The 26120-nt window shown below is 72.9% G+C and carries 22 protein-coding genes and 1 pseudogene; 9 read left to right on the top strand and 14 right to left on the bottom strand.

Annotation, left to right across the window (positions count from 1 at the left end; translation table 11 throughout):
- Window positions 1–53: 53 nt before the first annotated feature.
- The 7 genes from IH80_RS0134860 to IH80_RS0134830 form a co-directional block, all read right to left on the bottom strand.
- On the bottom strand, window positions 54–1283 hold the full coding sequence (locus IH80_RS0134860) for a GNAT family N-acetyltransferase (RefSeq protein ID WP_030965795.1): 1230 nt from the start codon (window positions 1281–1283) through the stop codon (window positions 54–56).
- A 153-nt stretch (window positions 1284–1436) separates the two neighbouring features.
- Entirely contained in the window at window positions 1437–2690 is a 1254-nt protein-coding gene (locus IH80_RS0134855; RefSeq protein WP_030965793.1) for a YncE family protein, read from the bottom strand.
- A gap of 131 nt (window positions 2691–2821) precedes the next feature.
- Window positions 2822–3973 carry an XdhC family protein gene (locus IH80_RS0134850; RefSeq protein WP_030965792.1) on the bottom strand — a complete coding sequence of 384 codons (1152 nt, stop codon included), beginning with the start codon at window positions 3971–3973 and terminating at the stop codon, window positions 2822–2824.
- Window positions 3974–4079: 106 nt separating this feature from the next.
- Window positions 4080–5543 (bottom strand): NCS2 family permease, encoded by a 1464-nt coding sequence (locus IH80_RS0134845; RefSeq protein ID WP_030965791.1) that lies wholly within the window; start codon window positions 5541–5543, stop codon window positions 4080–4082.
- A 326-nt stretch (window positions 5544–5869) separates the two neighbouring features.
- Window positions 5870–8269, bottom strand: coding sequence for a xanthine dehydrogenase subunit D (gene pucD / locus IH80_RS0134840; RefSeq protein ID WP_030965789.1), 2400 nt, complete (start codon window positions 8267–8269; stop codon window positions 5870–5872).
- A gap of 2 nt (window positions 8270–8271) precedes the next feature.
- The gene (locus IH80_RS0134835) at window positions 8272–8871 is read right to left on the bottom strand and encodes a (2Fe-2S)-binding protein (RefSeq protein WP_030965788.1); all 600 of its coding nucleotides are present in this window, start codon (window positions 8869–8871) and stop codon (window positions 8272–8274) included.
- Window positions 8872–8873: 2 nt separating this feature from the next.
- Window positions 8874–9767: an FAD binding domain-containing protein gene (locus IH80_RS0134830; RefSeq protein ID WP_030965787.1), complete on the bottom strand. Its 894-nt coding sequence runs from the start codon at window positions 9765–9767 to the stop codon at window positions 8874–8876.
- Window positions 9768–10020: 253 nt separating this feature from the next.
- Here IH80_RS0134830 and IH80_RS0134825 point away from each other — a divergent pair, with 253 nt between their 5' ends.
- Both IH80_RS0134825 and IH80_RS0134820 read left to right on the top strand, forming a co-directional pair.
- A complete protein-coding gene (locus tag IH80_RS0134825; protein ID WP_030965786.1) occupies window positions 10021–11703 on the top strand; it encodes a PucR family transcriptional regulator in 1683 nt (560 codons plus the stop codon).
- Between the two features lie 165 nt (window positions 11704–11868).
- Entirely contained in the window at window positions 11869–12654 is a 786-nt protein-coding gene (locus IH80_RS0134820) for a hypothetical protein (protein WP_030965785.1), read from the top strand.
- A gap of 137 nt (window positions 12655–12791) precedes the next feature.
- On the opposite strand, the gene IH80_RS0134815 is transcribed toward IH80_RS0134820, so the two are convergent.
- Entirely contained in the window at window positions 12792–13451 is a 660-nt protein-coding gene (locus IH80_RS0134815) for a GntR family transcriptional regulator (protein WP_051810262.1), read from the bottom strand.
- A 129-nt stretch (window positions 13452–13580) separates the two neighbouring features.
- Here IH80_RS0134815 and IH80_RS0134810 point away from each other — a divergent pair, with 129 nt between their 5' ends.
- Together IH80_RS0134810 and IH80_RS0134805 are read left to right on the top strand one after the other, a co-directional pair.
- Window positions 13581–14441, top strand: a complete 861-nt coding sequence (locus IH80_RS0134810) for a (2Fe-2S)-binding protein (protein WP_037881998.1) — start codon at window positions 13581–13583, stop codon at window positions 14439–14441.
- 248 nt (window positions 14442–14689) lie between these two features.
- Window positions 14690–15748, top strand: a complete 1059-nt coding sequence (locus IH80_RS0134805; protein WP_030965780.1) for a DUF2637 domain-containing protein — start codon at window positions 14690–14692, stop codon at window positions 15746–15748.
- A 39-nt stretch (window positions 15749–15787) separates the two neighbouring features.
- Here the strand turns inward: IH80_RS0134805 and IH80_RS0134800 are convergent, their stop codons facing one another.
- Together IH80_RS0134800 and IH80_RS0134795 are read right to left on the bottom strand one after the other, a co-directional pair.
- On the bottom strand, window positions 15788–16198 hold the full coding sequence (locus IH80_RS0134800; protein ID WP_051810263.1) for an ATP-binding protein: 411 nt from the start codon (window positions 16196–16198) through the stop codon (window positions 15788–15790).
- A gap of 196 nt (window positions 16199–16394) precedes the next feature.
- Window positions 16395–17094, bottom strand: a pseudogene (locus IH80_RS0134795) (thiamine pyrophosphate-dependent enzyme); the annotation flags it as partial.
- Window positions 17095–17246: 152 nt separating this feature from the next.
- Between IH80_RS0134795 and IH80_RS0134790 the strand changes: the two are divergent.
- Complete coding sequence (locus IH80_RS0134790; protein ID WP_030965776.1) at window positions 17247–17456, top strand: hypothetical protein; 210 nt, start codon at window positions 17247–17249, stop codon at window positions 17454–17456.
- Window positions 17457–17577: 121 nt separating this feature from the next.
- Here the strand turns inward: IH80_RS0134790 and IH80_RS47260 are convergent, their stop codons facing one another.
- Window positions 17578–18723: a protein phosphatase 2C domain-containing protein gene (locus IH80_RS47260; protein WP_051810261.1), complete on the bottom strand. Its 1146-nt coding sequence runs from the start codon at window positions 18721–18723 to the stop codon at window positions 17578–17580.
- A 1250-nt stretch (window positions 18724–19973) separates the two neighbouring features.
- On the opposite strand from IH80_RS47260, the gene IH80_RS0134780 reads away from it, so the two are divergent.
- The 4 genes from IH80_RS0134780 (at window position 19974) to IH80_RS0134765 (ending at window position 22809) form a co-directional block, all read left to right on the top strand.
- A complete protein-coding gene (locus IH80_RS0134780; protein ID WP_030965773.1) occupies window positions 19974–20951 on the top strand; it encodes a helix-turn-helix domain-containing protein in 978 nt (325 codons plus the stop codon).
- 24 nt (window positions 20952–20975) lie between these two features.
- Complete coding sequence (locus IH80_RS0134775) at window positions 20976–21476, top strand: DUF456 domain-containing protein (protein ID WP_030965772.1); 501 nt, start codon at window positions 20976–20978, stop codon at window positions 21474–21476.
- A 308-nt stretch (window positions 21477–21784) separates the two neighbouring features.
- Window positions 21785–22195 carry a DUF4345 domain-containing protein gene (locus IH80_RS0134770; protein WP_030965771.1) on the top strand — a complete coding sequence of 137 codons (411 nt, stop codon included), beginning with the start codon at window positions 21785–21787 and terminating at the stop codon, window positions 22193–22195.
- Window positions 22192–22809 carry a GNAT family N-acetyltransferase gene (locus IH80_RS0134765; protein WP_030965770.1) on the top strand — a complete coding sequence of 206 codons (618 nt, stop codon included), beginning with the start codon at window positions 22192–22194 and terminating at the stop codon, window positions 22807–22809. Before IH80_RS0134770 ends, IH80_RS0134765 begins: the two co-directional genes overlap by 4 nt.
- 302 nt (window positions 22810–23111) lie before the next feature.
- Here the strand turns inward: IH80_RS0134765 and IH80_RS0134760 are convergent, their stop codons facing one another.
- The 3 genes from IH80_RS0134760 to IH80_RS0134745 form a co-directional block, all read right to left on the bottom strand.
- Window positions 23112–23672: a hypothetical protein gene (locus IH80_RS0134760; protein WP_158943768.1), complete on the bottom strand. Its 561-nt coding sequence runs from the start codon at window positions 23670–23672 to the stop codon at window positions 23112–23114.
- 107 nt (window positions 23673–23779) lie between these two features.
- Window positions 23780–24886 (bottom strand): ribosome small subunit-dependent GTPase A, encoded by a 1107-nt coding sequence (gene rsgA / locus IH80_RS0134750; protein WP_030965766.1) that lies wholly within the window; start codon window positions 24884–24886, stop codon window positions 23780–23782.
- Between the two features lie 259 nt (window positions 24887–25145).
- On the bottom strand, window positions 25146–25619 hold the full coding sequence (locus IH80_RS0134745) for a GNAT family N-acetyltransferase (protein ID WP_078906894.1): 474 nt from the start codon (window positions 25617–25619) through the stop codon (window positions 25146–25148).
- Window positions 25620–26120: the final 501 nt, after the last annotated feature.

The raw sequence follows: 26120 nt of genomic DNA, 5'->3' as shown, positions 1-26120 counted from the left end.
AGATCCACACCTCTCTATTCGTCGGCAGCGTCAGATGTGTATAAGAGACAGGCTCAGAACTCGTCGCTCGTGTGCGGCAGTACGGGTGTGCGCAGGGCGTCGTCCAGGGCCGCCGCCGCGCCGGGCGTGTGCTCCTGGACCAGCCCGGCCGCGACGAGGTCGGCGACCCGGGTCCCGCCGAGGTAGCAGGCGGCCAGCTCGCGGACGTCGAGGGCGAGGTCGGCGGGGCCGTCGGCATGGTCGTACGTCGCCCCGTGCGGGCCCGCCTTGAGCCGGAAGCGCCCGGCGTTGTCGGGGAGCCGTGCGTCGTGCACCTCCAGCACCAGTTCGACCGGCGCGGCCCAGGACCGCGCGGTCAGCGCCGCGCCCACGTCGACCAGGCGCAGCCAGAGCGCCGGAAACTGGGCGGTGACCCGCACCTGGTCCCGGTCTGCGGCGAAGTGCAGCAGCGGCTCGTCTGCCGGGCGGCCCCAGGCGGAGACCTTGCCGGTGAGGTCGAGGGCGGCCACGTACTCCCAGAGGGCGGCGGCGACCGCCGGGGTGTCCGCTTCCAGCTCGTCGACGCGGACCAGGCCCGGGGTGCGGGCGCTCGCGCCGTCGTCCTCCGGCTTGGTGCGGTAGATCACGTACCCGGCGACGGGCTCGCCCGGATCGCCCAGGACGATGATCCGGGGCGGGCTCAGCTCCTCGTCCTCCTCGTCCTGTTCGGTGAGCCACTCCTCGTGCCAGCGCTCGGGGCTGCGGCTGGGGCGGCCGGGGCGGCCCGCTCGGGCGGCCTCGTGGAAGGGGCCGATCACGTCGACGGCGTCCTCGGGGTCGACGAGCCGCAGCGGACGCCTGTCGGGGTCGATGCGCAGGGCGAGCGGCCGGGTGGAATCGATCTCGACCGTGGCGCCGGTGGTGGCGCCGCCGTAGCCGAAACGTCCGTAGATGGCGGCCTCGGAGGCCCAGAGCGCGGCGATCGGACGGCCGGAGTCGGTGGCGCGGCGCATCATCCGCGTCATCAGCCCGGTGAGCACGCCGCGGCGCCGGTGCGTGGGCGCGACGCAGACGAAGGTGAGCCCGGGGCAGGGGAGGTCCGCCCCGGGGACAGAGAGCCGGAAGTCGTGCGCGGCCATGAAGCCGACCAGGACGTCGCCGTCGTAGGCGCCGATCCGGTCGCAGCGCGTGAGCAGCGCGTGGTGCCGCTCGCGCGCCGCCTTCTCGGGCCGGTCATGGAAGACCAGGTAGGCGAGCTCCAGGGCGCGGTCGATGTCGGCCTCGGGTACCTCACGGATGTCCACCACGATCGCGAGACTAATCGGTCATCGAGGACCAGTCACACCATAATGGCTTGATCTGCAGGTTCGGCCGGTTCCGCACCTTCCTCCGCCCGGCCGGAGACTCCCGGGCCCGGATTCCCCTGGCCGGAGACTCACCGGGCGCCGCCTACCGGCCTACCGGCCGGCCGGACCGGTCCAGGAGGCCGGGACGTGGCCGAGCCGGACGCGCTGGGGGTGGTCACCGACGGGTACGGACACCCGCTTTGCACCGGTGGCGAAGTCGATGGCCGTCACCCGGTCGGTGCCGCTCTCGGAGATCACGCAGGCCGCCCCGTCGCCGGAGACCGTGGCCCAGTACGGCTTGGCGGCGGGCACGAGCGGCCCCTCGGCGAGGGTGGCGCGGTCCACGACGGTCGCGTAGTCGTCCATGGTGCCCGCGATGCAGAGCTTCGTCCCGTCGGGGCTCATCGACATGCCGTGGTGGCGGGAGTCGTTGACCCAGCTGGTGCGGTCGGTGCTGGTGGCCGGGTTGGCGGGGAGGTCCTTGAGGCGGGTGATCCGGTCGGAGGCCACGTCGTACTCCAGGAAACCGCCGAAGAAGGACACCTGGAAGTAGAGCTTCGACTCGTCGGGGCTGAAGGACACCGGGCGCACGGAGTCGGACAGGTCCTTCCGGCCGAAGGCGTCCAGCCGCTCCCGCATGTCGATCACCCGGACCGTGCGGAAGGTCTGCGCGTCGACCACGGTGATCTTCCGGTCGCCCTTCGTCCAGTCCAGCCAGGGCGCGTCGAGGGCCGTGTTCACCTCGCCGATGGAGCTGTTCCACAGGTAGCGGCCGTCACGGGTGAAGGTGTTCTCGTGCGGCTTGTCGCCGGTGCGGAAGGAGCCGGTCTGGCGTCCGGTGGCGATGTCCAGGACGTGCACGGTGTTGGAGGTGGAGGCGGAGACGGCGATGCGGGTCCCGTCCGGGGAGACCGCCATGTGGTCGGAGCGGTAACCGGAGACCGGGAAGCGCCAGTTGATCCGCCCGGAGGCCAGGTCGATGGAGACGACGTCGGCGAAGCTGGGACGGGAGACGACGACCGCGGAGCCGTCCGGGGTGGTGAACATGTCGTCGACGAACTGGTCGTGCCCTTCGCCCGCGCTCTCCCGGATGCCGAGGAAGAAGGCGAGCTTGACGGGGTTGAGGTAGATCTCGCGGAGCCGCTCCGCCTTGTCGGGGATCACGTCGATCCGGCCGACCTTGGCGAGATCGCCGGTGGAGGCGAGGACGTCGGCCGTCCCCTCCCAGTTGTTCCCCACGAAGAGCACCTCGCGCAGGCCGCCGGCCGGGGCGGCAGGAGCGGCGGGCGAGGCCGGGGCCGGCGTGAAGGCGGTCAGCAGGGCGGCCGCGGCCAGCACGCCCAGGGTTCGCACGGTACGCAACATCCGCTCAACTCCGTTGTGAGGAAAGGCTGGAGAGGGTGTCCTCCGATTACCGGCGGGTAAAATAGGGGGAACGCCAGAAGGGCGCAACCCCTACGGGGTGCGCCCTTTCCTCACCTTGTGCCGTCACTCCTTCAAGCGACGGATCCGATCCTGTCGATCACCGTGTTCGCGACGTCCGGGTGGATCGGGATGTGCGCGCCGGTGAGGGCCGCGCCGCTGCCGCCGCGGCGGTTCGCGACGATCTCCGCGGCGATGGACAGCGCGGTCTCCTCGGGAGAGCGGGCGCCGAGGTCCAGGCCGATCGGGGAGCGCAGCCGCGCCAGTTCGAGCTCGGTGACGCCGACGTCGCGCAGCCGCTTGTTGCGGTCCTCGTGGGTACGGCGGGAACCCATGGCCCCGACGTAGGCGACGGGCAGCCGGAGGGCCAGCTCCAGGAGCGGGACGTCGAACTTGGCGTCGTGGGTGAGCACGCACAGGACGGTCCGGCCGTCCACCTCGGTGCTCTCCAGGTAGCGGTGCGGCCAGTCCACGACGATCTCGTCGGCCTCGGGGAAACGGCTCTTCGTCGCGAAGACGGGCCGTGCGTCGCAGACGGTGACCCGGTAGCCGAGGAACGTGCCGATCCGCACCAGCGCCGAGGCGAAGTCGATGGCCCCGAAGACGATCATCCGGGGCGGCGGGACGCTGGACTCGACCAGCACCTTCAGCGGTTCTCCGCAGAGCCTCCCGTCGGCACCGATCTCCAGCACGCCGGTCCGGCCGGCGTCCAGCATGGCGCGGGCCTCCTCGGCGACGGTGCGGTCCAGCTCCGGGTGTCCGCCGAGACCGCCCGCGAAGGGCCCCTCCGTACGGACCAGCACGGCGCGCCCCATCAGCTCGTCCGGCCCCTGGGCGATCCGGGCCAGCGCCGCGGCCTCGCCGCGGGAGGCGGCAGCCAGCGCGGCTTCGAACACCGCGCGTGCGGGGGAGCCGACGGGGACCGGGGTGACGAGGATGTCGATGATCCCGCCGCAGGTCAGGCCCACCGCGAAGGCGTCGTCGTCGCTGTAGCCGAAGCGCTCGGTGACGGTCCGGCCGTCCTCCAGCGCCTGTCGGCACAGCTCGTACACCGCACCCTCCACGCATCCGCCGGAGACCGATCCGATGGCCGTGCCCTCGCTGTCGACGGCGAGCGCGGCACCGGGCTGCCGGGGAGCGCTGCCGCCCACCGCCACGACCGTGGCGACGGCGAAGTCACGTCCCTGCTCGACCCACCGGTTCAGCTCTTCGGCGATGTCCAGCATGTGCGGCCTCCTCGGAGGATTCGGTTTCCAGTATGAGATACGTGGCGGGTGCGGGTATTACTGCGGGTGACCGGTACCGCTGAGGGCACGGCCACGACTACGGGGGTCAGCCGACCCCGAGCCAGCCCTCGATCGGGTGGAGCGCGAAGAAGACCAGGAAGATTCCGGTCAGCGCCCACATGAAGCCGCCGATCTCACGGGCCTTGCCCTGAGCGATCTTGATGGCGACGTAGGAGATGACGCCCGCGGCGACACCGGCGGTGATCGAGTAGGTGAACGGCATGATCACGACGGTCAGGAAGACCGGGATCGAGGTGGAGGTGTCCGCCCAGTCCACGTGGCGGGCGTTCTGCATCATCATCGCGCCGATGACGACCAGGGCCGCGGAGGCGACCTCACCCGGGACGATCTGCGTGATCGGGGTGAAGAAGAGGCAGGCGGCGAAGAACAGGCCGGTGACGACGGAGGCGAGACCCGTGCGGGCACCCTCACCGACGCCGGTGGCGGACTCGACGAAGACGGTCTGGCCGGAGCCACCCGTGACGCCACCGATGGCGCCACCGGCGCCGTCGATGAACAGGGCCTTGGACAGACCCGGCATGCGGCCCTTGTCGTCGGCGAGCTTGGCCTCGGTGCCGACGCCGATGATGGTGGCCATCGCGTCGAAGAAGCCGGCGAGCACGAGGGTGAAGACGATCATGCCGACGGTCATGTAGCCGACGTCGCCCCAGCCGCCGAAGGAGACGTCACCGAAGAGCGAGAAGTTCGGCATCGAGACCGCGGAGCCGTCCAGCTCCGGCGGGCCGTTCTTCCAGGCCTTCGGGTCGATGTCGACGATGGCGTTGAGGATCGCGGCCAGGACGGTGCCGCCGACGATGCCGATCAGGATCGCGCCGGGCACCTTGCGGGCCTGGAGCATGAAGATGGCGATCAGGGTGACCGCGAAGAGCAGGACGGGCCAGCCGGACAGCTCACCGGTCGCGCCGAGCTGGACGGGGGGCATGAACTCCGCGCCGTTGCCGACGAAGCCGGCCTTCACGAAGCCGATCAGGGCGACGAAGAGGCCGATGCCCATGGTGATGGCGTGCTTGAGCGCGAGCGGGATCGCGTTCATGATCATCTCTCGGAGGCCGGTGACGACCAGGAGACAGATCACGACACCGTAGAGCACGCACATGCCCATGGCCTGCGGCCAGGTCATCTGGGGAGCCACCTGCGAGGCGAGGACACCCGACACGGAGAGTCCGGCGGCCAGCGCCAGCGGAACCTTGCCGACGAAGCCCATCAGGAGCGTCGTCACGGCGGCGGCGAACGCCGTGGCGGTGATGATCGCGGAACCGTCCATCGTGGTTCCGGCTACGTCCTTGCCCGAGAGGAGCAGGGGGTTGAGCAGGAGGATGTACGCCATGGCCATGAAGGTCGTGATACCGCCACGAACCTCGTTGCCGACGTTGGATCCTCTGTGGGTTATATGAAAGTAGCGGTCGAGCCAAGAGCGCCCGGCGGGGTTGCGGGAGCCGTCTCCGGCTTCCTCCGCGGTGGTCTTGGACTCCACTGACGACTGGGTCATGGTGCCTAACTCCCAAGGTTCAAAGGGGCACCCGCGTGGGGATTGGAGATTGCGGGATTTGGGATGCTGCGTTTGGCTGCACGACCCGGGGTGACGGCCCGAGGCGACGCGAATGTTCACTGCGTGTACTGCGGGTAGTGCGGGGTGACCGCTGGTACTACGTGGGGGTTTTCGCAGGGGTACTGCCGGCTGAAGGGACCGCGAGCGGTGCGGTGCTTCGTATGTCCTCCGGGCGGTGCGGCGGTGAAGTGTGACGTTCCCGAGTCACACCGCCCGGAGAGTCCGAGGGGGTCCGGGGGCCTCGCGGCCCCCGGACCGGGTCCGTCCTAGAGGGTCCCGGTGAGGGCTTCCGGACGGATCGGGGTCTTGTTGAGCTCCAGCCCGGTCGCCTGCCGGATCGCCGCGAGGACGGCCGGGGTGGACGACAGGGTCGGGGCCTCGCCCAGACCGCGGAGCCCGTACGGGGCGTTCGGGTCGGCGAGCTCCAGGACGTCGACCGGAATGGTCGGGGTGTCGAGGATGGTCGGGATCAGGTAGTCCGTGAAGGAGGGGTTGCGCACCTTCGCGGTCTTCGGGTCCACGATGATCTCCTCCATGACCGCCACGCCGAGGCCCTGGGTGGTGCCACCCTGGATCTGGCCGACCACGGAGAGCATGTTGAGGGCCTTGCCCACGTCCTGGGCGGTCGCCAGCTCGACGACCTTGACCAGGCCGAGCTCGGTGTCCACCTCGACGACCGCGCGGTGCGCGGCGAAGGTGTACTGGACGTGGCCGTCGCCCTGGCCGGTCTTCAGGTCGAAGGCGACCGTCGGACGGTGACGGAACTCCAGTTCGAGGTCGATCGCCTCGTTCTCCAGGATGTCGGCGATGTCCGCGAGGACCTCGCCGCCGTCGGTGACGACCTTGCCGCCCTCCAGGAGGAGCTCGGCGTGGGCCCAGGCCGGGTGGTAGGAGCCGTTCTTGCGGCGGCCCATCTCCAGCAGCGCCTCGCGCACGGCCTCACAGGTGTTCTTCACGGCGCCACCGGTCATGTACGTCTGTCGCGAGGCGGACGTGGAACCGGCGGAGCCGACCTGCGTGTCGGCCGGGTGGATGGTCACCTGCGTGACGCCCAGCTCGGTACGGGCGATCTGCGCGTGGACGGTGACACCGCCCTGGCCGACCTCCGCCATGGCCGTGTGGACCATCGCGACGGGCTCTCCGTTGATGACCTCCAGGCGCACCCGGGCGGTGGAGTAGTCGTCGAAGCCCTCGGAGAAGCCGACGTTCTTGATGCCGACCGCGTAGCCGACGCCGCGGACGACGCCCTCGCCGTGGGTGGTGTTCGACAGACCGCCCGGCAGCGCGCGGACGTCCGCGCCCTCGCCGGCCGTCTCCCACTGGCGCTCCGGCGGCAGCGGGCGGGCCTTGACCCGGCGCAGCAGCTCGGCGACCGGCGCCGGGGAGTCCACGACCTGGCCGGTGGGCATGATCGTGCCCATCTCCATGGCGTTCAGCTGGCGGAACTCGACCGGGTCCATGCCCAGCTTCGCCGCGAGCTTGTCCATCTGGGCCTCGTACGCGAAGCAGGCCTGGACGGCGCCGAAGCCGCGCATCGCGCCGCAGGGCGGGTTGTTCGTGTAGAGCGCGATCGCCTCGATGTCGACGTCGTCGATGACGTACGGGCCGACGGAGAGGGAGGACGCGTTGCCGACGACGGCCGGGGAGGCCGAGGCGTAGGCGCCGCCGTCGAGCACGATCTTGCACTTCATGTGCGTGATCTTGCCGTCCTTGGTGGCGCCGTGCTCGTACCAGAGCTTCGCCGGGTGGCGGTGCACGTGGCCGAAGAAGGACTCGAACCGGTTGTAGACGATCTTGACCGGCTTGTTGGTCGCCAGGGCCAGCAGGCAGGCGTGGATCTGCATCGAGATGTCCTCGCGGCCACCGAAGGCACCGCCGACGCCGGAGAGCGTCATGCGGACCTTCTCCTCGGGCAGGCCGAGGACGGGGGCGATCTGCTTGAGGTCCGAGTGCAGCCACTGCGTGGCGACGTAGAGGTCGACACCGCCGTCCTCGGACGGCACGGCGAGACCCGACTCCGGGCCGAGGAAGGCCTGGTCCTGCATGCCGAAGGTGTACTCGCCCTCGACGATCACGTCGGCGCGCTTGCGGGCCTCCTCCACGTTGCCGCGGATGATCGGCTGGCGGTGCACGATGTTCGGGTGCGGGACGTGACCGGAGTGGTGGTCGTCGCGGCCCTCGTGGATCAGCGGCGCGTCGGCGGCGAGGGCGGAGGCCTCGTCCGTGACGAGCGGCAGCTCCCTGTAGTCGATCTTGATCTTGGCGGCCGCGCGGCGGGCGGTCTCCGGGTGGTCGGCGGCCACGAGGGCGACCGGCTCACCGTGGTGGCGCACCCGGCCGTTGGCGAGAACCGGGGTGTCCTGGATCTCCAGGCCGTAGTTCTTCATCTCGGCCGGCAGGTCGTCGTACGTCAGGACGGAGTAGACGCCCGGCATGGCCAGCGCCTCGGAGATGTCGATGGAGACGATCTCGGCGTGGGCGACGGTGGACCGCAGGGTCTGGCCCCACAGCATGTCCTCGTGCCACATGTCCGAGGAGTACGCGAACTCCCCGGTGACCTTGAGGGTGCCGTCCGGGCGGAGCGTGGACTCGCCGATGCCGCCCTTGTTGTGCTTCTGGGTGACGTTCGTCGGCGTACCGGAAGGCACGGTGCGAGTGTTGGCCATGATCAGACAGCCTCTCCCTGACGGGCGGCCGCGAGGCGGACCGCGTCGAGGATCTTCTCGTAGCCCGTGCAGCGGCAGAGGTTGCCGGACAGGGCCTCACGGATGTCCTGGTCGGACGGGTCGGGGTTCTGCTCCAGGAGCGCGTCGGCCTGCACGAGCAGACCCGGGGTGCAGAAACCGCACTGGACCGCGCCGGCGTCGATGAACGCCTGCTGGATGTTGGAGAGCAGGGCGCCCTCACCGGTCTGCGAGTCGGTGCCCTTGGCGGACCACTGCTTGGCCTCGTCCGTGGACACGCCCTTGCCGCCGCCGCACGCGCCGGTGCCGCAGCCGTGGCCGTGCTCCTCGCGCTGCTTGGCGAAGTCGGCCAGGCCCTCGACGGTCACCACGTCACGGCCCTCGACCTGACCGGCGGCCACCAGACAGGAACAGACCGGCACCCCGTCGAGACGGACCGTGCAGGAACCGCACTCGCCCTGCTCGCACGCGTTCTTGGAGCCGGGCAGCCCCAGGCGCTCACGCAGCACGTAGAGGAGGGACTCGCCCTCCCAGACGTCGTCGGCTTCCTGCGGACGACCGTTGACGGTGAAATTGACGCGCATGATTACGCAGCCCCTTCAAGCGAGCGGCCGTTCGTGCCGCGGTACTGCTCCCAGGTCCAGACGAGCTGGCGGCGAGCGAGGATGCCAACCGCGTGACGGCGGTACTTCGCCGTGCCACGGACGTCGTCGATCGGGTTGCAGGCGGCGGAGGCGAGCTCACCGAACTGCTTGGCGATCGACGGGGTGATGACCTTGCCGTTGTCCCAGAAGCCGCCCTCTTCGAGCGCGGCGTTCAGGAACTCCTCGGCGGCCTTGGCCCGGACCGGGGTCGGGGCGGCCGAACCGATGCCCGTACGCACGGTGCGGGTGTCGGGGTGCAGGGCGAGGCCGAAGCCGCACACCGCGATGACCATCGCGTTGCGGGTGCCGACCTTCGAGTACTGCTGGGGTCCCGTGGCGTTCTTGATGTGGACCGACTTGATCAGCTCGTCGGCGGCCAGCGCGTTGCGCTTCACACCGGTGTAGAACTCGTCGATCGGGATCATGCGCGAGCCGCGTACGGACTCCACCTCGACCTCGCAGCCGGCCGCCAGCAGGGCGGGGTGGGAGTCACCGGCGGGCGAGGCGCAACCGAGGTTGCCGCCGACACCGCCGCGGTTGCGGATCTGCGGGGACGCCACCGTGTGCGAGGCGAGCGCGAGACCCGGCAGCGTGGCGCGCAGGTTCTCCATGATCTGGGTGTACGGGACGGAGGCGCCGAGCTTGGTGACCTCCTCGCCTACCTCCCACTCCCGCAGCAGCTCGATGCGGTTGAGGTCAAGGAGGTACTCCGGACGGCGGTGGTCGAAGTTGATCTCGACCATGATGTCGGTGCCACCCGCAATCGGCACAGCTGTGGGGAACTCGGCCTTAGCGGCGAGCGCCTCCTCCCAGCTGGCGGGGCGAAGGAAGTCCATGTGCGGCTCTCTTCTTCTTCATCGTGTCGTTCACTTCAAGCCAGGAGGCCAAAGGGCCCTCGACTGGTCGTTCACGTGCTGTTAACGCGGTGTGGACTCAGTACACAAGCCGCCCGTCCCTCGGGTGCAGTCACCGAAACCATGAAGGAGTTGGCTGACGGCCTCCCTCGTCTTGTAGATTCGTATGAAAGGCAGGATGCGACGACCTGCCCGATTTCCAACGGCAACATTCGAGACAGACGGCGGCGACATCATGCGGCTGCGCGCACTGCTGGAGACCGAGGCGCTGGGGCTGCGGCTGCTCGGCGGCGAGGACGAACTCGACCGTACGGTCCGCGGGGTCATGACGACCGACCTGCGTGATCCCAGCCGGTACCTGTCCGGGGGCGAACTCGTCCTCACCGGCCTGGCATGGAGGCGGAATTCAGCCGACTCCGAGCCGTTCGTACGAATCCTCGCGAGCGCCGGCGTCGCGGGCCTCGCCGCGGGCGAGGCGGAGCTGGGGGACATCCCCGACGATCTCGTATCGGCCTGTGTGCGCAACCGGCTGCCGCTGTTCGCCGTGAACGAGGACGTTGCATTCGCCACGATCACCGAATACGTCGTACGGCAGGTCTCGGGCGAGCGCGCCGGGGACCTGGCGGCCGTCGTGGACCGGCACCGCCGCCTGATGACATCGGGACCGGCGGGCGGCGGCCCCGACGTGGTGCTGGATCTGCTCACCACCGACCTCGACCTCCGGGCCTGGGTGCTGTCCCCCACCGGCCGGCAGATCGCCGGGGCGGGAGAGCCGCTGGCGCCGGGCATCTGCGCAGCGCTGGCGAGCGAGCACCTCGCGGCGGTCCGGACGGGCCGCAGAGGGCCGCACCGGATCTCCATCCAGGGTATTACCTACTCGCTCTTCCCGATCAGGGGACACGCTCGCGGTGCGGGCGGTCCGGCCGCCGCCCGCGACATGCGCGAGACCGTGCTGTCGGACTGGCTGCTCGCCGTCGAGGCGGACGCCGGCGACTGGCCCGCCGAGCGCCTGGACCTGCTCCAGGGCGTCACCCAGCTGATCGCCGTGGAGCGCGACCGGCGCGACGCGGCCCGCACCGTGCGCCGCCGCCTCGCGCAGGAGGTCCTGGAACTGGTCCAGACGGGCGCCCCGCCCGCCGAGATCGCGGCCCGTCTGCGGGTGGCGGCCCCGGTGCTGCTGCCCGGACTGGGCGCCGCCCCGCACTGGCAGGTCGTGGTGGCCAGGGTGGACTGGGAGAACGGGGACATCCCCGGCGGCCCGGTCGCCCAGTCGCTGCTGGAGGAGATCCTCGTCGACCCGTCGGTCTCGGGACCGGAGCCGTCCGACCGGATCGCGGTGGCCCATACGGGTGACGAGGCCATCGCCCTGGTTCCGCTGCCCTCGCTGTCCGGGGACGCCGGGGAGGACAAGGGCCCCGACTCGGCCCTGCACGCCGACGAACTGCTGGCGACCGTACGCGACCCGCTGGCGGCGGGCCTGGCCGACGACGGCCGCCTCACGCTCGGCGTCAGCGCGGCCGTGCACTCCGCCGAAGGGCTGCGCGGGGCGCTGGAGGAGGCCCGGCACGCCCGGCGCGTCGCGGCGGCCCGCCCGGGCCGGGTCTGCGCGGCGGGCCACCACGAACTGGCCTCGCACGTGCTGCTGCTGCCGTTCGTCCCGGACGACGTGCGCCGCGCCTTCACCGCCCGGCTGCTGGACCCGCTGCGGGACTACGACCGGCGCCACCGGGCGGAGCTCATCCCGACCCTTGAGGCGTTCCTGGACTGCGACGGTTCCTGGACCCGCTGCGCGACCCGGCTGCACCTGCACGTCAACACGTTGCGCTACCGGGTCGGGCGAATCGAGCAGTTGACGGCGCGGGACCTGTCCCGGCTGGAGGACAAGCTCGATTTCTTCCTGGCACTGCGCATGAGCTGAGGAGATCCTTTGCACCACCGGCCACGGCGTGGCCGGTGCGGCTGATGAGCCGTCCGGACTTTGTGAAAGAGTTCACCCGACCCCTTGGCCGGAGCCGCCGATCCGTGCTCTCATTTCGCCCCAGGGCTCAACCATGTGCTGCTTGATTGCTTCGGGGAGGGCAATGTGGCGGATACCGCCATGTCGGGTGCCGGTTCCACCGGGGGAGACGACCCCCTCCAGCGGGCGATATGGCGGCTGCGCTCGCGCGGCTGTTGGACCGACGCGGCGGCCCTGCTGACGCCCCACGTCGGCAGGGCCGGTCAGGCCACCGCCGCGGTGCAGCGGACCGCGCTGCTGGTCGAGCGGTGCCTGTTCACGGGCCAGGGCTGGGCCGAGGCCGAGGACGCCCTGCGCGTCGCCGAGGCGGTCGCCCAGGACGACGACGACCGGGGCGCGGCGGCGTGCGAACGGGGCCAGCTGGCCTACGCCGCGACCGTGCTGGGCGTACGCGACCGGGCCGACGAGGCCCGCTCCGCGCTCGGCCGGGCCGCGGCCCTGCTGTCCCCGGGCTCCCGGACCCGTCCGCTGCTGGACTTCCGCAGGGGCCTGGTGGCCGAGCACCTGGCGGACGCCCCTCAGTCGGCGCGACCCGCGTACCACCGGGCGCACGCGGGCGCGGAGGCGCACGGGGACACGCTGCTGCTGTCGTTCACGTTCCGGCACCTGGCCGCCCTGGCCCTGCGGGACGGCGAAGTGGCGGAGGCCCGCAAGGGCTTCGCGGAGTCGCTGCGGATCCGCGAGGACCTGGGCTTCCTGATCGGCACCGCCCCGGCGCTCGCGGCCCTGGCCGAGGCCGAGCCGGAGCCGGAGGCGACCCGGCTGCGCGCGGAGGCCCGCCGGCTGTTCCACCTCCTGGGAGGCATCCCCACCTGGCTGGCGGACCAGCTCCACCCGGCACCTGCGGTGTAGCCCGGCCGACTCGGCGCTCGACCGACCGACCTGCGGTGCGTCTCGCCCGCATACCGGCCGGCGGTGCGTCTCGCCCGTACTGCGGCCACTTGCGGCGCTCCGCGCCCGCACCTCTCAGGGCGCGGCTCCTGGAGGGGTCAGGAGCCGGCGAAGTGTTCGCGGACCAGGGCCTCGACCACCGGGAGGTCCCGCGCGATCAGCGCTTCCAGCAGTGCCGAGTGCTCCGCCGCGTCGGCGACGAGATCGGCCCGGCGGACCCGCGGAGCGCCCGGCAGCGGCCACTGGGCGCGGCGGTGGAGTTCCTCCGCCACCTGGACCAGCTGGTCGTTGCCGGCCAGCCGCAGCACCGCCCGGTGGAAGGCCCGGTCGGCCTCCGCGTAACCCGGCAGGTCGCCCGCGGCGGCCGCCTCGGCCGTGGCGGCGGCGGCCGGGCGCAGGGCCTGCCAGGAGGCCTCGGGCACGGTGCGGGCCAGTCGCAGCATGACGGGGACTTCGAGCAGCGCCCGGACCTCGGCCAGCTCGGCGAGCTCCCGCGGGGTGCGTGACAGGACGCGGAAGCCCCGGTTCGGGAGGCATTCCACCGCTCCCTCGACGGCCAGCTGCTGCATCGCCTCGCGCACGGGGGTCGCGGAGACGCCGAAGCGCTCCCCCAGCGCCGGGCCGGAGTAGATCTCCCCGGGCACGAGCTCGCCGTCGACCAGGGCCGCGCGCAGGGCGTCGAGGACCTGCCCGCGCACCGAATGGCGCAACACCTTCCGCTTTTGTGCCGGTACCCGGGCGTGGGCCGTTTCGTGCACTCGGTCCTCCTCCGGGTCGCGACCTGTCCCGAGAATAGGTGACGCGTCGCGGGAGGGGTGGGTGCGGATCGACCGATATCGAGTAAGGTAAGGCTAACCTGTTAATGATCGTGTGATCGGTGGTCCGCCATGGCCGTCTCGACCCTCCCGGTGCTCGCCCCCGCCCCGCCCGGCTCTGCGGTGGCGGACGCGTACGCCCGGCTGGCCGACGTGTACGGCGGACTGCGGGTCGTCGAGCGAGGCGCGCACGAACCCTCCCCTCGCGGTGCGGGGTGGGTCGGCGCGGACGAGCTGGCGGCCGGCGGGGCCGCCCTGGACGCCTTCCTCGCCTGGGACAACGCCCAGGTCCTGAGGGACTACGGGGCCCAGGCCCGGCCCGACGTGATCGCGAGCTTCGGGCTGCACCGGTACGCGTGGCCCGCCTGCCTGCTGATCACGCTCCCGTGGTTCCTCCACCGGCGGGTCCCCCGGCTCCCCGTCGCCGAGGTCGCCTTCCACCGGACCCTCGGCCGGATGGCCGTGCACGTCGAGAGCTTCGCCTGCCTGCCGGACGATCCGGCGGCCGTCCTCCCCGGGGCCCGTGTCGTGCCCGACGAGGAGGCGCTGCGCGGTGAGGTGCGGGCTGCGGTGGCCCAGCACCTCGAACCCGTGCTGGAAGGTTTCGCCCCGCGCATGCGCCGCGGCCGCCGCGCCCTGTGGGGCATGGTGACCGACGAGGTCGTCGAGAGCCTCTGGTACGTCGGCCACCTGCTCGGCGAGGAGCACCGGACGATGGCCGAACTGGAGGCCCTGCTGCCGGGCTCGACGGCCCCGTACACCGGGGGTGCCGGGTTCCGCACGCTCGCCGCCCCAGACGGCCGCGAACTGCCCACCCGCGACCGGGCCAGCTGCTGCTTCTTCTACACGATCCGCCCGGAGGACACCTGCGTGACCTGCCCCCGCACCTGCGACGCGGACCGCATCACCCGCCTCACGGCGGAAGCCGCCTGACCCCCGGCGGGAACGCCGGCCCGCGGACCGTTCCGGGCGGCCGGCTCTAAGCCACCCGTAGAGGTGGCGATATTCGAACACAACCCTGGTCGTACGCCCGCCAGTTCGAGATACAACACCCTATCCGGCGGGGCCCGCACCCCGATGGCGTCCACTTGCCCCGAAACCCGCGTGCACGGCGCACCGGCTGCGCCACTATGGCGCCCGGAAAGCCGCACAGCCGCATACGCGAGGCAAGGGACATCCGCATGAGACTGACCGACATATCGCTGGACTGGCTGCTGCCCGGCAGTCTGCTGATCCTGGGCGTACTTGCGGCGGTTGCGGTACTGGCACGGGGCAAGCGCGAGAGCGAGAAGGCCGCGGCCGACGACAGCTGGGAGCGCAGCGAGGAGCGCCGGCGGCGCAAGGAAGCCGTCTACGGGACGGCCTCGTACGTCCTGCTCTTCTGCTGCGCGGCGGTGGCCGCCGCGCTCTCCTTCCACGGGCTGGTCGGCTTCGGCCGGCAGAACCTCAACCTCTCCGGAGGCTGGGAGTACCTGGTGCCCTTCGGCCTCGACGGTGCCGCCATGTTCTGCTCGGTGCTCGCCGTCCGCGAGGCCAGCCACGGTGACGCGGCCCTCGGGTCGCGCATGCTGGTCTGGCTGTTCGCGGGAGCGGCCGCCTGGTTCAACTGGGTGCACGCCCCGCGCGGTCTGGGCCATGACGGCGCTCCGCAGTTCTTCGCGGGGATGTCGCTCTCGGCCGCCGTCCTCTTCGACCGCGCCCTCAAGCAGACCCGCCGCGCGGCACTGCGCGAACAGGGCCTCATCCCGAGGCCGCTGCCGCAGATCCGGATGGTCCGCTGGCTGCGGGCGCCCCGGGAGACCTTCGGCGCATGGTCCCTCATGCTGCTGGAGGGGGTCCGCACCCTCGACGAGGCCGTGGACGAGGTGCGCGAGGACAAGAAGCAGAGGGAGCAGGACCGGCACCGCAGGCGGGACCAGAACCGGCTCGACCGGGCGCGCATCAAGGCACTGGGCCGGCAGAACCGGGCGTTCGGGCGGTCCCGCGGCCGCCAGGTCGAACTCCCGGAGCTGACGCAGGGAGCTGGCTCCGCGCCGGTCGGCGCGGAGCCGGCCATACCGGAACCGGGACAGCTGCCCCTACGCCGCCGGCCCTCCCTGCAGGCCGTCAACCCCACCGAATCCATTGACGTGACGGGCACCCGGACGGTGGACCTCACCGCCGAGGACGACACCCAGACCATTCCCCGGCTGGACTCGCTGGAGCGCAAACTCAAGGACCTGGAGCAGCAGTTCGGCTGACAGGCTCGGACAAGGGGACACCCCGCAGGGCCCGCCCGTTCAGGCGGGCCCTGCGGCGTACGGGGCCGGAGCCGGGGCGGTGCCGTCGCGGCGCCCGTCGAGCTCGAACCACACCACCTTGCCGCCGCCCAGGGCGAGCGCGTCCACGCCCCAGTCGTCGGCCAGTGCCTCCACCAGCACGAGTCCCCGGCCGTGCGTACCGTCGTCGGCGGTCGGTACGTACGGCCGGGGACGGCGTGCCGCGTGGTCCCTGACCTCCACCCGTAACCGTGCGGCCGTGAGGCTGACGGACACCTCCGCGCCGCGGTCGGTGTGGACGAGGGCGTTCGTGACGAGCTCCGTGATCAGCAGTTCGGCCACGTCGGTGGCCTCGGACCTGCACCGGTGGCGCATCAGCTCCCTGAGGGCCCGGCGGACCTCGCCCACCGCCTTCAGGTCCGCGCGGCGCACGCTCCGGCTGACGCGCAGCGTCTCCGCCGCTCCCCCGTCCTCGATGCCGGACGGTTCGCGCGGTACCGGCGCGCCCCTCTTCCACAGCTTCCCCGTCTTCGCCCCCACCCGCACGGCGGTGTCCCTCCCGTGTCCGTCGCTCTCGAACAGGCCTACGGGATGCATGCCCCCGGGGTGGATCCGCACTCCTGCGGGCTTACGGACGGGGCACGTTGCGGAGGTTGGATCGAGCCATCCGGATCATCCGCCCCACCCTCCGCCGAGCACGATCTTGCTGGCGGACCGTGCGAATCCGGTCACCGTTTCGGCGCTGGTCCTCGGAGGAATCGACAGGGCGTCGGGGTCGGTCACCACGCCCGCGAGAGCGGGTCCGCGGTGCCGGAAAGGATCCTTCACAGCCCTGCTGAGCTGCGTGGGCTTCTCCGTACGGAATCCGTGGGCGCCCGCCGACGCGGGCGATCGCGGCGAAGTCCGGGTTCTCGTTCTCCGTCCGGCAGGAAGGAAGGCCGGAAAGCGGCATCTCGCACTCGACCCTGCCGAGGGACGAGTTGTCGAAGAGGACCACTTTGACGGGGAGGTCGTACTGCACCAGTGTGAGGAAATCTCCGATCAGCATGGAGAAACCGCCGTCGCCGCACATCGGCACCACTTGACGGCCGCGATCGGTGAACTGCGCGCCGGTGGTCTGCGGGAGGGCGTCGGCCGTCGCGCCGTGGCTGGAGGAGCCGATGATGCGCCGCTTGCCGTTCGGGGAAAGATAGCGCGCCGCCCACACATTGCACATGGCCGCGCGGACCGTGAACACCACTTCCCCGTCGGCCAGTTCACCGAAGAACGGGCCGCGCAGTCGGGGTGGACCGGCGTGCGCTTCCCCACTGGCGGGTGTACGCCCTCAGGCGGGTTGCGGCACCGGTGTCCGTCCTCGCGTAGCCGGTGACCCGCTCTCGACAGGCGTCACCCGAATGGAGTAATCCAGCGCGCCACCCGGATGGGTGAAGATCAAACTGAGGAGTGCCATGCCCGAGACAATCCGTGAAAGGGAAACCACATGCGCATTCGACGAACACTCGCCGCCGTCATCGCCACGGCAGCCCTCGCCGGACTCGGCCTCGCAGGTGCCGCCACCGCCAGCGCCGCCACCAACGCCACCGTCGCCGGAAGCCTCACCCCGGGTGAGTGCGAGCAGGGCGGCGGAACGGTCGACTGGGCGACCAGCACCTGCAAGGGCGGCACGGGCGACGGGCAGATGGTCGACTGACACCACCGGACGCCCCGCAGCCACGCGCCGCGGGGCGCTCCCGCGCGCGCATACGGCAACATCGCGGTTGCCGCACGCCCCGGCCGTGCCGCTGCCGCCCGGCCGGCCATGCCCTCGCCCGTCACGCCTCCCAGACCGCGGCGGCCGTACGGTCGTCGGCGTACCCCTTGAGGCGGAGCTGGGTGTCGGCGAGGAAAGCGGCGAGCCCGGGCGGCTCAGGCTCGGACCAGCGGGCGGCCAGCTCCGCCTGGAGCGCGGCCTCCTCCCGCATGGGCTCCGCCAGGCCGCCCGAACACAGGAGCAGGGTGTCGCCCGGTCTGGCCACGGAAGCCCGGAACCGGAAGACGCTCCCGGGTTCACCGGCCGTGTCGGCCTGACCGGCGGCGTCGGCCGCGGGGGACGGTGCGGCCCCGGCGGTCCCGACGGGTTCCAGGTCCTGCCACTGGCCCGAACGCAGCCGGAACAGCCCGCCCGCGCCGGCACCGAAGGACACCCGCGTGCGGCATTCCGGGTCCACCGGCAGCAGCAGCCCGCGCAGCCCGGCCGTGTACTCCTCCTCCGCGAGCCCCAGCTCGGCGGCGCGGGCCCGCAGGCGTCCGTAGCCGCGGTCGGTGAGCCGCTGGAGGCCGGAGCGCAGGGCGTCGCGGCGCCCGGCCCTGATGTCGTCGGCCAGTCGGCCCTGGCTGCGGCCGACGGCCGCGGCGACCGTGCGGCACAGTTCGGCAGCGGCTTCGGCGGCGCCGGGGGCGGCCCGGTCGCCTCCGGCGAGGGCCACCAGGACCAGGGCGTCGTCGCCGGTGCCGAAACGGGCGGTGAGCAGGAAGTCCCGGCGGCTCTCCCCGCGGTAGCGGGCGGAGTCGCCGCGCAGGGAGGCGGCGCGGAGGGTGTAGCCGCCGTAGCGGGCTCCCTCCAGGACGGTGTCCGGGACCAGCGCGTCGAGGGCGGCCGGATCCGCGGGCGGGAGCGGGCCCGGTTCGGCGGCGTAGGTGGGAGCGCGATCGCCGAGGTGGTGCACCTCGGGCCGCGGTTGCGGCGCGGCGACGTCCGTGGCGGGTGCGCGTACCGGGGCGGGAGCGGGTGCGGGCTGGGGCACCTCCTCGGTGCGGTCCTCCTCCGGGCGCGGCGCCTGTGCCCGTCGGGCGGGCGGCACGTCGACGCCCCCGAGGGCGTAACCGGTGGCACCGCCGGTCCGCGGATCGCGCGGCTGCGCCCCGTGCCAGGGCGGCGCCGCAGCAGGCGCCGGCCCGAACCGCTCCCCGGCCGACACGCCGGGCAGGGCCCCCTCCGCGGCCGGCGGCCCGGCCGATGCCGGTGCCTGCGCCTGCGCCTGCGGGGCCGATGCCCCGGCCGACTGGCCGGAATGCGGCAGCGGCGGCCAGTACCCGGCACCGGGCGGCAGCTCATCCGCCGGCGGCCCGGCCGGCCGATCGGGAGCGGGGCGCGACGCCGAAGCCGCCGACGCGGCCTGGGCGTCCGGCGCGACGGCCGGCGGTGGCGGTGGCGCCGGTGGTGCGGCCGGCGGAGCCGACGGGCGCGGCACGTCCGGAGCGGCGGCCGGCGGTGCCGGTAGGACGGAGCGTTCGCCGGGCCCAGCGCCCGGTGCGGACGGTGGGACGCTCCGCCGGCCGAGCGGCACGGCCCCTCCCCCGGTGGGCGACGTAGCCGGCGGAGCCGACGGGCGCGGCACGTCCGGAGCGGCGGCCGGCGGTGCCGGTGGGACGGGCCGCTCGCCCGGCGGAACGGTCGGCACCGGCGGTGGGGCGAGTCTCTCGCCGAGCGGCGCGGCCGCCTCCCCGGTGGGCGGCGGAGCCGGCCGACCCGGTGCGGCCGGAGCCGGGGGCGCGGACGCTTCGGGGGACGGGCGTGGGGGTGGGACCGGGGTCGCCGACGGGGGTCCGGCGGACTCCCGCCGGACCGTGTCCGGCAGCGGCGGCCGCGCCGGCAGACCGGCGGCCGGCTCCGGGCGCGGGGACGGCAGCGGCCCGGCCGGGTCACCCGTCACGCCCGCCACCGACCGGAAGCGGTTGTCGAGGGTGTCCCCCGGGTCGGGTGCCGGCCCCGCGTCCGGGTCCTCGTAGAGCTTCTGCCACCAGTCGTCCGCGCCCTGCTGACTCATGCCCTCATTCTCGGCTGCCGGTGGGGGCGGAAAACGCCGAATGCACGAAAAGAGTCCAGGTCGTACGGATCACCGGACGTCGTGCGCCTGAGCGACCCTCCGGGTGCCCGTCGCGCACTTCGCGTCGGTCGGTTCCGCTCACGGCGAGACCTGCAGGCCGGAGGCGCCGGCGCCCCGATCGCCGTGCGCGACATCGGGCGCATCGCTCGCCCCGGGTGAATTCCGGCCAACCGCGGCATTGCACGGCAAAGACGCCCCCCAAATGACGTCCGGCCTGCGGATGTTGGTGCTGCGGCGGCGCAACCTTGGCAGAGGGGCGGGGGGTGCGGCGATGATGTCGGCGGCGGGTTTGCGCCGTGGCCGCTTCCCGCCAGGAGCTGTGTCGAAAGGTGGTGGACGGGTTGCTGGGTGCCATAGGCCTGGACGAGGGCCAGGAGTCCGCGTACCGCGCTCTGGTGGCGCTGGGCGCGGCCGAGGTCCCCGACCTGGCGCACCGGCTGACCCTGCCGGTGCCGCAGACCGAACGGGCCCTGCGTCACCTGGAGCGGCACGGGCTGGCGGCGCAGTCGTCGGCCCGGCCGGGGCGCTGGGTGGCGGCTCCGCCGGGTGTCGCCCTCGGGGCCCTGCTGACCAGGCAGCGGCACGAGCTGGAGCAGGCGGAGCTGGCGGCGGAGCTGCTGGCGGAGGAGTACCGGGCGGAGGCGGCCGAACCCGCGGTGCACGACCTCGTGGAGGTGGTGCAGGGCGCGAGCGCGGTGGCGCACCGCTTCCACCAGCTGCGGCTGGGCGCGGAGAAGGAGGTGTGCGCGCTGGTCAGCGGCCGCCCGCAGGTGGTGACGGGCACGGACAACGAGGCGGAGGACCGGGCCTCGGTGCGCGGCGTCGACCACCGGGTGGTGATCGAGCGGGAGGTGCTGACCCTGCCGAACGGGATCCGGGAGGCCTCCTCGGCGCTGGCCCGGGGCGAGCAGGTCCGGGTGACGTCGGAGGTCCCGACGAAGCTGGTGATCGCGGACCGGACCCTGGCCGTGGTCGCCCTGACGGCGCACGGTGCGGAGCCGGCGGCGCTGGTGGTGCACGCGTCCGGGCTGCTGGAGTCGCTGAGGGGCCTGTTCGAGGCGGTGTGGCGGGAGTCGATGCCGCTGCGGCTGGGCGCGGCCGGGTCGGCGGAGGAGTCGGGGGGCGTCCCGGACGCCACGGATCTGGAGATCCTGTCGCTGCTGCTGGCGGGCATGACGGACGCGAGCGTGGCCAAGCAGCTGGAGCTTGGCCTGCGGACGGTGCAGCGGCGGGTCAAGGGCCTGATGGAGCTGTCAGGGGTGACGACCCGGCTGCAGCTGGGCTGGCACGCGTACGAACGCGGTTGGGTGGCCCGGTAGCCACCGGTCGGGCACGCTGAGCGGGTGGACGTGCCGCAGCTGCTCCTGGTGGGTCTGGTGCTGCTGCTCGGGCTGGTCGGGGTGCTGGTGCCCGGCGCGCCCGGGACCTGGCTGGTGTGGGCGGGGCTGCTGTGGTGGGCGCTGCACGAGCGGTCGTCGCCGGCGTGGTCGCTGCTGGTCGCGGCGACGGCCCTGCTGCTGGTGGTCCAGGTGGTGAAGTGGCAGCTGCCGCCCCGGCGTACGCGCGGGCTCCCGGCCACCCCCCGGACGGCCGCCTTCGCGGGCACGGGTGCGGTCCTGGGCTTCGTGCTGGTCCCGGTGGTGGGGGCGGTCCCGGGCTTCGTGGGCGGCATCTACCTCTGCGAGCGGCTGCGGCTGGGCGGGCACGGCGATGCCTGGGCGTCGACGCGGGTCGTGATGCGGGCGGTGGGCACGAGCGTGCTGGTGGAACTGTTCGCGTGCCTGCTGGTGGTGGGGGCGTGGGTGGGCGCGGTGGCCGCGGGCTGGGGGGGTTCCGCGACGTAGCGCCGGTCGCCCGGAGGACACTCCCCGGGCCGGGGGGTGTCGTACATCGCCGGGGAGCCGGGCGGGGGCGCCCGTGTACGGGACGCGCTCGGGCGTCCCGGCAGCGCGGCGAGGTGCGGTGCCGGGCGCCGCGGGCAGGCGGGACTTCGCGGCCACGCCCCAGAGGGTCTCCGCCGGTCAGGCCGGATCAGGGAGCCCGTCGGGCAGGAACGGGCGCAGGGCGCCGAGCAGGGCGCCGACACAGGTGTCGCGCAGCTCGGCGCGCGTGTGAGACGGCGGTCTACTTACCAGGGGTGGGAGGTCGGACCATGGCCAGGGTTCTCCAGTGGTTCGGATGGACGATGGGCGTTGCCTGCGTGGCGATCGGCCTGGGTCACGTGGCCCTCGGCAACGCGGCGGTGCCCGGCATCGGACCGGCCGGCGCGGCGGTGGACAGCCTCGGGCGGTTCCTGGGCGCGGCGTTCGCGGGCTACGGGCTCGCCTGGATCTGGGCGGCGCGGCAGTCCCCGATCCCGGCGGCGGTCGTCCGGTGGCTGGCCGCGGTGTTCCTGCTGGGAGCGGCCGGGCGGGTGCTATCGCTGGCGGTGCACGGGTGGCCGCACGGGTTCCAGGTGGGCCTGCTCGTCGTCGAACTGATCATGCCGCCGCTGCACTTCTGGCTCGCCGACGCCGACGAGAGGGCCCGCCCGTCGACCAAGATCATCAAGGGTGCAGAATGACCCGTATGCCCATGACGAACACTCCGAAGACGGCCACGGTCGACGATGCCCGTATGGTCGGCCGCACCCTGGCCGCCGCCTTCGACGACGACCCGATGATGCGCTGGTTCTTCCCCGAAGACTCCTCTCGCGAGGCGGGTCTGATCCGCTACTTCACCACGCTGTTCACCCGGCAGTACGTCCACCACGGCGTGTGCGAGCGCACCGACGCCGCGGCCTCCTTCTGGGTGTCGCCGGAGGGCCGGGAGAAGGCCGTGCCGGACGCGGAAACCGTCCGGGAGCTCCAGGACATCCTCGGCGACCGTGCCGAGTTGTTCCGCGAAGCCGTCGAGGAGGCCGCCAAGCACTCCCCGACCGAGCCCCACTGGTACCTGGCCGTGGTCGGCGCCGACCCCGCCGCCCGGGGCCAGGGCCACGGGGCGGCCCTGCTGCGCTCGGGCCTGGCCCAGGCCGACGCGGCGGGCCTGCCGGTCTACCTGGAGTCGTCCAAGCCCGACAACCTGCCCTTCTACGAGCACTTCGGCTTCACCGTGCTCGGGGAGGCCCGGCTTCCCGGGGGCGGCCCCGTGCTGTGGGCGATGCGCCGCGCTCCGCGCACCCCGGCCGGAGCCTGACACCGCCGCCGGGCCGGAGGGGTTCGACGGTGAACGCGCCCTCCGGCCCGGCGCGATACCCTCTCGGGCTCACGAGGCGATGCCACCGCCTCCGCCCGACGGCCGGGGAGTCGCCATGGACACGCCCGTACCGGACCAGCCCGTTCCCGGCCCGCCCGCCGAGCCGTCGGGCGCCGGCGAGCCGGCCTGCCTGCTCCACCTGGTCTGCGACGCCTGCGGCCGCCTCGACACCGACCGCTCACGCGAAGCCCGCTGCTGCACCGCCTGCGGCGCCCCGCTCCCGGACACGCTCCAGGCGCCGCTCAGGTCTGTCGGACCCGTCCGGTCCCCGGGGCGAGGGAGCCGGTCCAGTGGGCGCCGTCGTACGTGATGACGTCGGGTACGACCTCCAGGTCGAGCTGGTCGACTCCGGCCTTGGGGATGTCGAACACGAACGTCACGGTCGCGGACCGGCCGGGGCTGATGCTGCCCTCGAAGCCGGCCCCGATGCCCTTCGCGCTGTCGAAGACCCGCTCGGCCTGCTCGCCCGCCTTCCCGTACTTCGCGTACACGGCGACCAGCGCCGTTGCGAAGGCCTCGGTGGTCGAGTTCTTCAGCGTGATCTTCCAGGCCACCGCCTGGTTGCCCGCCCGGTGGCCCGCGGAGGTGCCGCTCGGGGTGAAGGCGGTGGGCCGGGCGACGGTGACGGCCAGGCCGTCGCTGTAGGTCCTGGTCTCCCCCCAGCCGAGGGCCGACGGGCCGGCCACGTGGTGCACGGCCCCGGCGTTCGTCGCGAACCCGAGCGTCACCACGCTCGCCATGACCAAGGACGCGGCCAGACGCCTGCCCGGACGGGCCGCTCGAGGGCGGTGGATGGTGTCCATGCGTCCAGCATCGGCCCTGCCGCCACCGGCCGCGCGGCAGGCGCCGGCCCCCGCCGCTGCGAGGTCCGTCCGCCCCCGGGCCGCGGCCCGGGGGCGGACGGACCGGGTCAGACCCGGCCGCCGCGCTTGGCGGAGTAGTTGGCCCGGCCCTCCGCCGACTTCAGCCGCCAGTCACGGCGGATCTCCGACCGCAGCCGGGCGTCCGTCTTCGCGACGATCCGCTGGTTCTCCCGCAGCAGCTTGCGGTAGCTCTCCAGGCGCCGCTCCGGCAGGGCCCCCGACTCCAGCGCGGCGAGCACCGCACAACCCGGCTCCGCCTCGTGGGCGCAGTCGTGGAAGCGGCATTCGGCGGCGTAGTCCTCGATCTCGGAGAAGACCTGCCCGACCCCCGCCTCCGCGTCGAACAGCCCGACGCCGCGCAGGCCCGGGGTGTCGATGAGGACCCCTCCGCCCGGCAGGACGAGGAGGTTGCGGGTGGTCGTGGTGTGACGGCCCTTGCCGTCGACGTCACGGGTGGCCTGGACCTCCATGACGTCCGCACCGAGCAGCGCGTTCGCCAGAGTTGACTTGCCCGCGCCGGAGACGCCCAGCAGGACGCTCGTACCGTCGGCGACGATCGCGCCGAGGACGTCGGTGCCCTCCCCGGTGTGGGAGGAGACCGTGAGGACCTGGACGCCCGGAGCGGCGGTCTCCACGTCCTGGACCAGATGGCCGAGGGTGACCGGGTCCGCGACCAGGTCCGCCTTGGTGAGGACGACCAGCGGCTGCGCCCCCGACTCCCAGGCCAGGGCCAGGAAGCGCTCGATGCGCCCCAGGTCCAGTTCGGCGGCGAGGGACACGGCGATGATCGCGTGGTCGACGTTCGCGGCGAGGATCTGCCCCTCGGACCGCTGCGACGAGGTGGAGCGTACGAAGGCGGTCCGGCGCGGCAGGTACGCCTTCACGTACCGCGGGTTGCCCGCCGTCTCGACGGCGGCCCAGTCCCCGGTGCAGATGACGCGCAGCGGGTCGTGGGGGGTGACGAAGGCGGTGTCGGCTCGGACGATGCCGTCGGCGGTCAGCACGTCGCACTGACCGCGGTCGACGCGTACGACACGGCCGGGCACGAGGCCCTGCTCGGCGTACGGGGTGAATGCGGCCGCCCACGCGTCGTCCCAGCCGAGCGGGGCGAGGGTGTGCGCGAGCGAGGCCTGCGGGAAAGCGGAGAAAGACAAGGGGAACCCTTCACAGGGTGGCCCCGGCTGCCGACGCCCGCTCGATGGCGGTGCGCGGAGAAAGAGGTGTGTGGGGTCAGCCGGATGCCACGGAGGTCACATCGATGATCTTCTGGAAGCGGGCAGCGCCCTGCGCAACGACAGTCATCAATGAACTCACCTCCGGGTCACCACGTCACCGTGGTCCTCGCCGCTCGGCGGGGAACGGCCCCACCGTAACAAGCACGTTCACGTGGGGGCCACTTCTTTTTCCGCGCCGTCAGCGGGCGGCTCCGGCGAGCCGTCGGGCCAGTACCTGTCCCGGCCAGTCCCCGGACAGGAAACGGTCCGTCGGGACGAAGCCGTTGCGCTCGTAGAAGGCGACCAGTTCGCCCCCGCCGCCCGCCCAGCAGTCGACGCGCAGGAGTTCGACACCGGCCCGCCGGGTCTCCTCGGCGGCGTGCTCCAGCAGCGCCGCCCCGATGCCCCGGCCCGCGTGCCGCCGGTCGGAGACCAGCAGCCGCACGTACCGCTCGGGTTCCCCGGCCGGTGCGATCGGCAGCTGCGGGCTCGGCCCGGAGTCCAGCACCAGGCCTCCGACGGGCACCCCGTCCAGCTCCGCGACGAACGGGGTGTTCTCGGTCGTGTACCGCTCGACCCGTTCGGCCCCGCCGGGCCGCCGCGAGTAGGGCGTCGTGCCCCACTGCTCGGTGTTGCCGCGGGCGTTCATCCAGGCCACGGCGGAGTCGAGCATGTCCAGCAGGGCCGGTGCGTCCGCCGGGCCGCCCGGCCGGATCCGTATCTCGTTCACACCGGAACCCTAGCCGCGGGGCCCCTGCGGGGTTGCCCGGCGGGCTTCGCGGGGTCCGGGATCGTGCCGCGGGTCCCCTGCGGGGTTGCTTTGCGGGGGGCGCGGCCGGAGTGCGCGGCGGGGGGTACGAGGGGTATCTCCTCGGCTCGGCGCGTGCGGCCCCGGCCCGGCCAGACGGCCCCGGTCGCGCCTCGTCCTGCGGGGACACCCCTCCCCGTCCCCCCTCCACCAGCACGAGCCGGTTCCGGGAACGGTGGTCTTTGCTGGGGCGGAGCTGCGGGGCCCCTGCGGGGTTGCTTTGCGGCGGTCCGGCCGGAGTGGGCGGCTGGGGCGGGATACGGGCGTGGTGGAGCCGGGTCGGGGTGCCGGGCAGGGGTATCTCCTCGGCTCGGCGCGTGCTGCCCCGGCCCGGCCAGACGGCCCCGGTCGCGCCTCGTCCTGCGG

Source organism: Streptomyces sp. NRRL S-378 (assembly GCF_000720645.1).
Taxonomy (GTDB): domain Bacteria; phylum Actinomycetota; class Actinomycetes; order Streptomycetales; family Streptomycetaceae; genus Streptomyces.
This window is presented reverse-complemented; position numbering and strand designations above follow the sequence as displayed.

What these genes read in the sequence shown, in the direction of transcription:
- IH80_RS0134825 (WP_030965786.1), top strand. Translation starts at nt 10,021, where the DNA reads ATGCGGCTGCGCGCACTGCTGGAGACCGAGGCGCTGGGGCTGCGGCTG.
- IH80_RS0134765 (WP_030965770.1), top strand. Translation starts at nt 22,192, where the DNA reads ATGACCCGTATGCCCATGACGAACACTCCGAAGACGGCCACGGTCGAC.
- IH80_RS0134770 (WP_030965771.1), top strand. Translation starts at nt 21,785, where the DNA reads ATGGCCAGGGTTCTCCAGTGGTTCGGATGGACGATGGGCGTTGCCTGC.
- IH80_RS0134745 (WP_078906894.1), bottom strand. Translation starts at nt 25,619, where the DNA reads ATGCTCGACTCCGCCGTGGCCTGGATGAACGCCCGCGGCAACACCGAG.
- pucD (WP_030965789.1), bottom strand. Translation starts at nt 8,269, where the DNA reads ATGGCCAACACTCGCACCGTGCCTTCCGGTACGCCGACGAACGTCACC.
- IH80_RS0134855 (WP_030965793.1), bottom strand. Translation starts at nt 2,690, where the DNA reads ATGTTGCGTACCGTGCGAACCCTGGGCGTGCTGGCCGCGGCCGCCCTG.
- IH80_RS0134760 (WP_158943768.1), bottom strand. Translation starts at nt 23,672, where the DNA reads ATGGACACCATCCACCGCCCTCGAGCGGCCCGTCCGGGCAGGCGTCTG.
- IH80_RS0134805 (WP_030965780.1), top strand. Translation starts at nt 14,690, where the DNA reads ATGAGACTGACCGACATATCGCTGGACTGGCTGCTGCCCGGCAGTCTG.
- IH80_RS0134810 (WP_037881998.1), top strand. Translation starts at nt 13,581, where the DNA reads ATGGCCGTCTCGACCCTCCCGGTGCTCGCCCCCGCCCCGCCCGGCTCT.
- IH80_RS0134830 (WP_030965787.1), bottom strand. Translation starts at nt 9,767, where the DNA reads ATGGACTTCCTTCGCCCCGCCAGCTGGGAGGAGGCGCTCGCCGCTAAG.
- IH80_RS0134790 (WP_030965776.1), top strand. Translation starts at nt 17,247, where the DNA reads ATGCGCATTCGACGAACACTCGCCGCCGTCATCGCCACGGCAGCCCTC.
- IH80_RS0134835 (WP_030965788.1), bottom strand. Translation starts at nt 8,871, where the DNA reads ATGCGCGTCAATTTCACCGTCAACGGTCGTCCGCAGGAAGCCGACGAC.
- IH80_RS0134845 (WP_030965791.1), bottom strand. Translation starts at nt 5,543, where the DNA reads ATGACCCAGTCGTCAGTGGAGTCCAAGACCACCGCGGAGGAAGCCGGA.
- IH80_RS0134850 (WP_030965792.1), bottom strand. Translation starts at nt 3,973, where the DNA reads ATGCTGGACATCGCCGAAGAGCTGAACCGGTGGGTCGAGCAGGGACGT.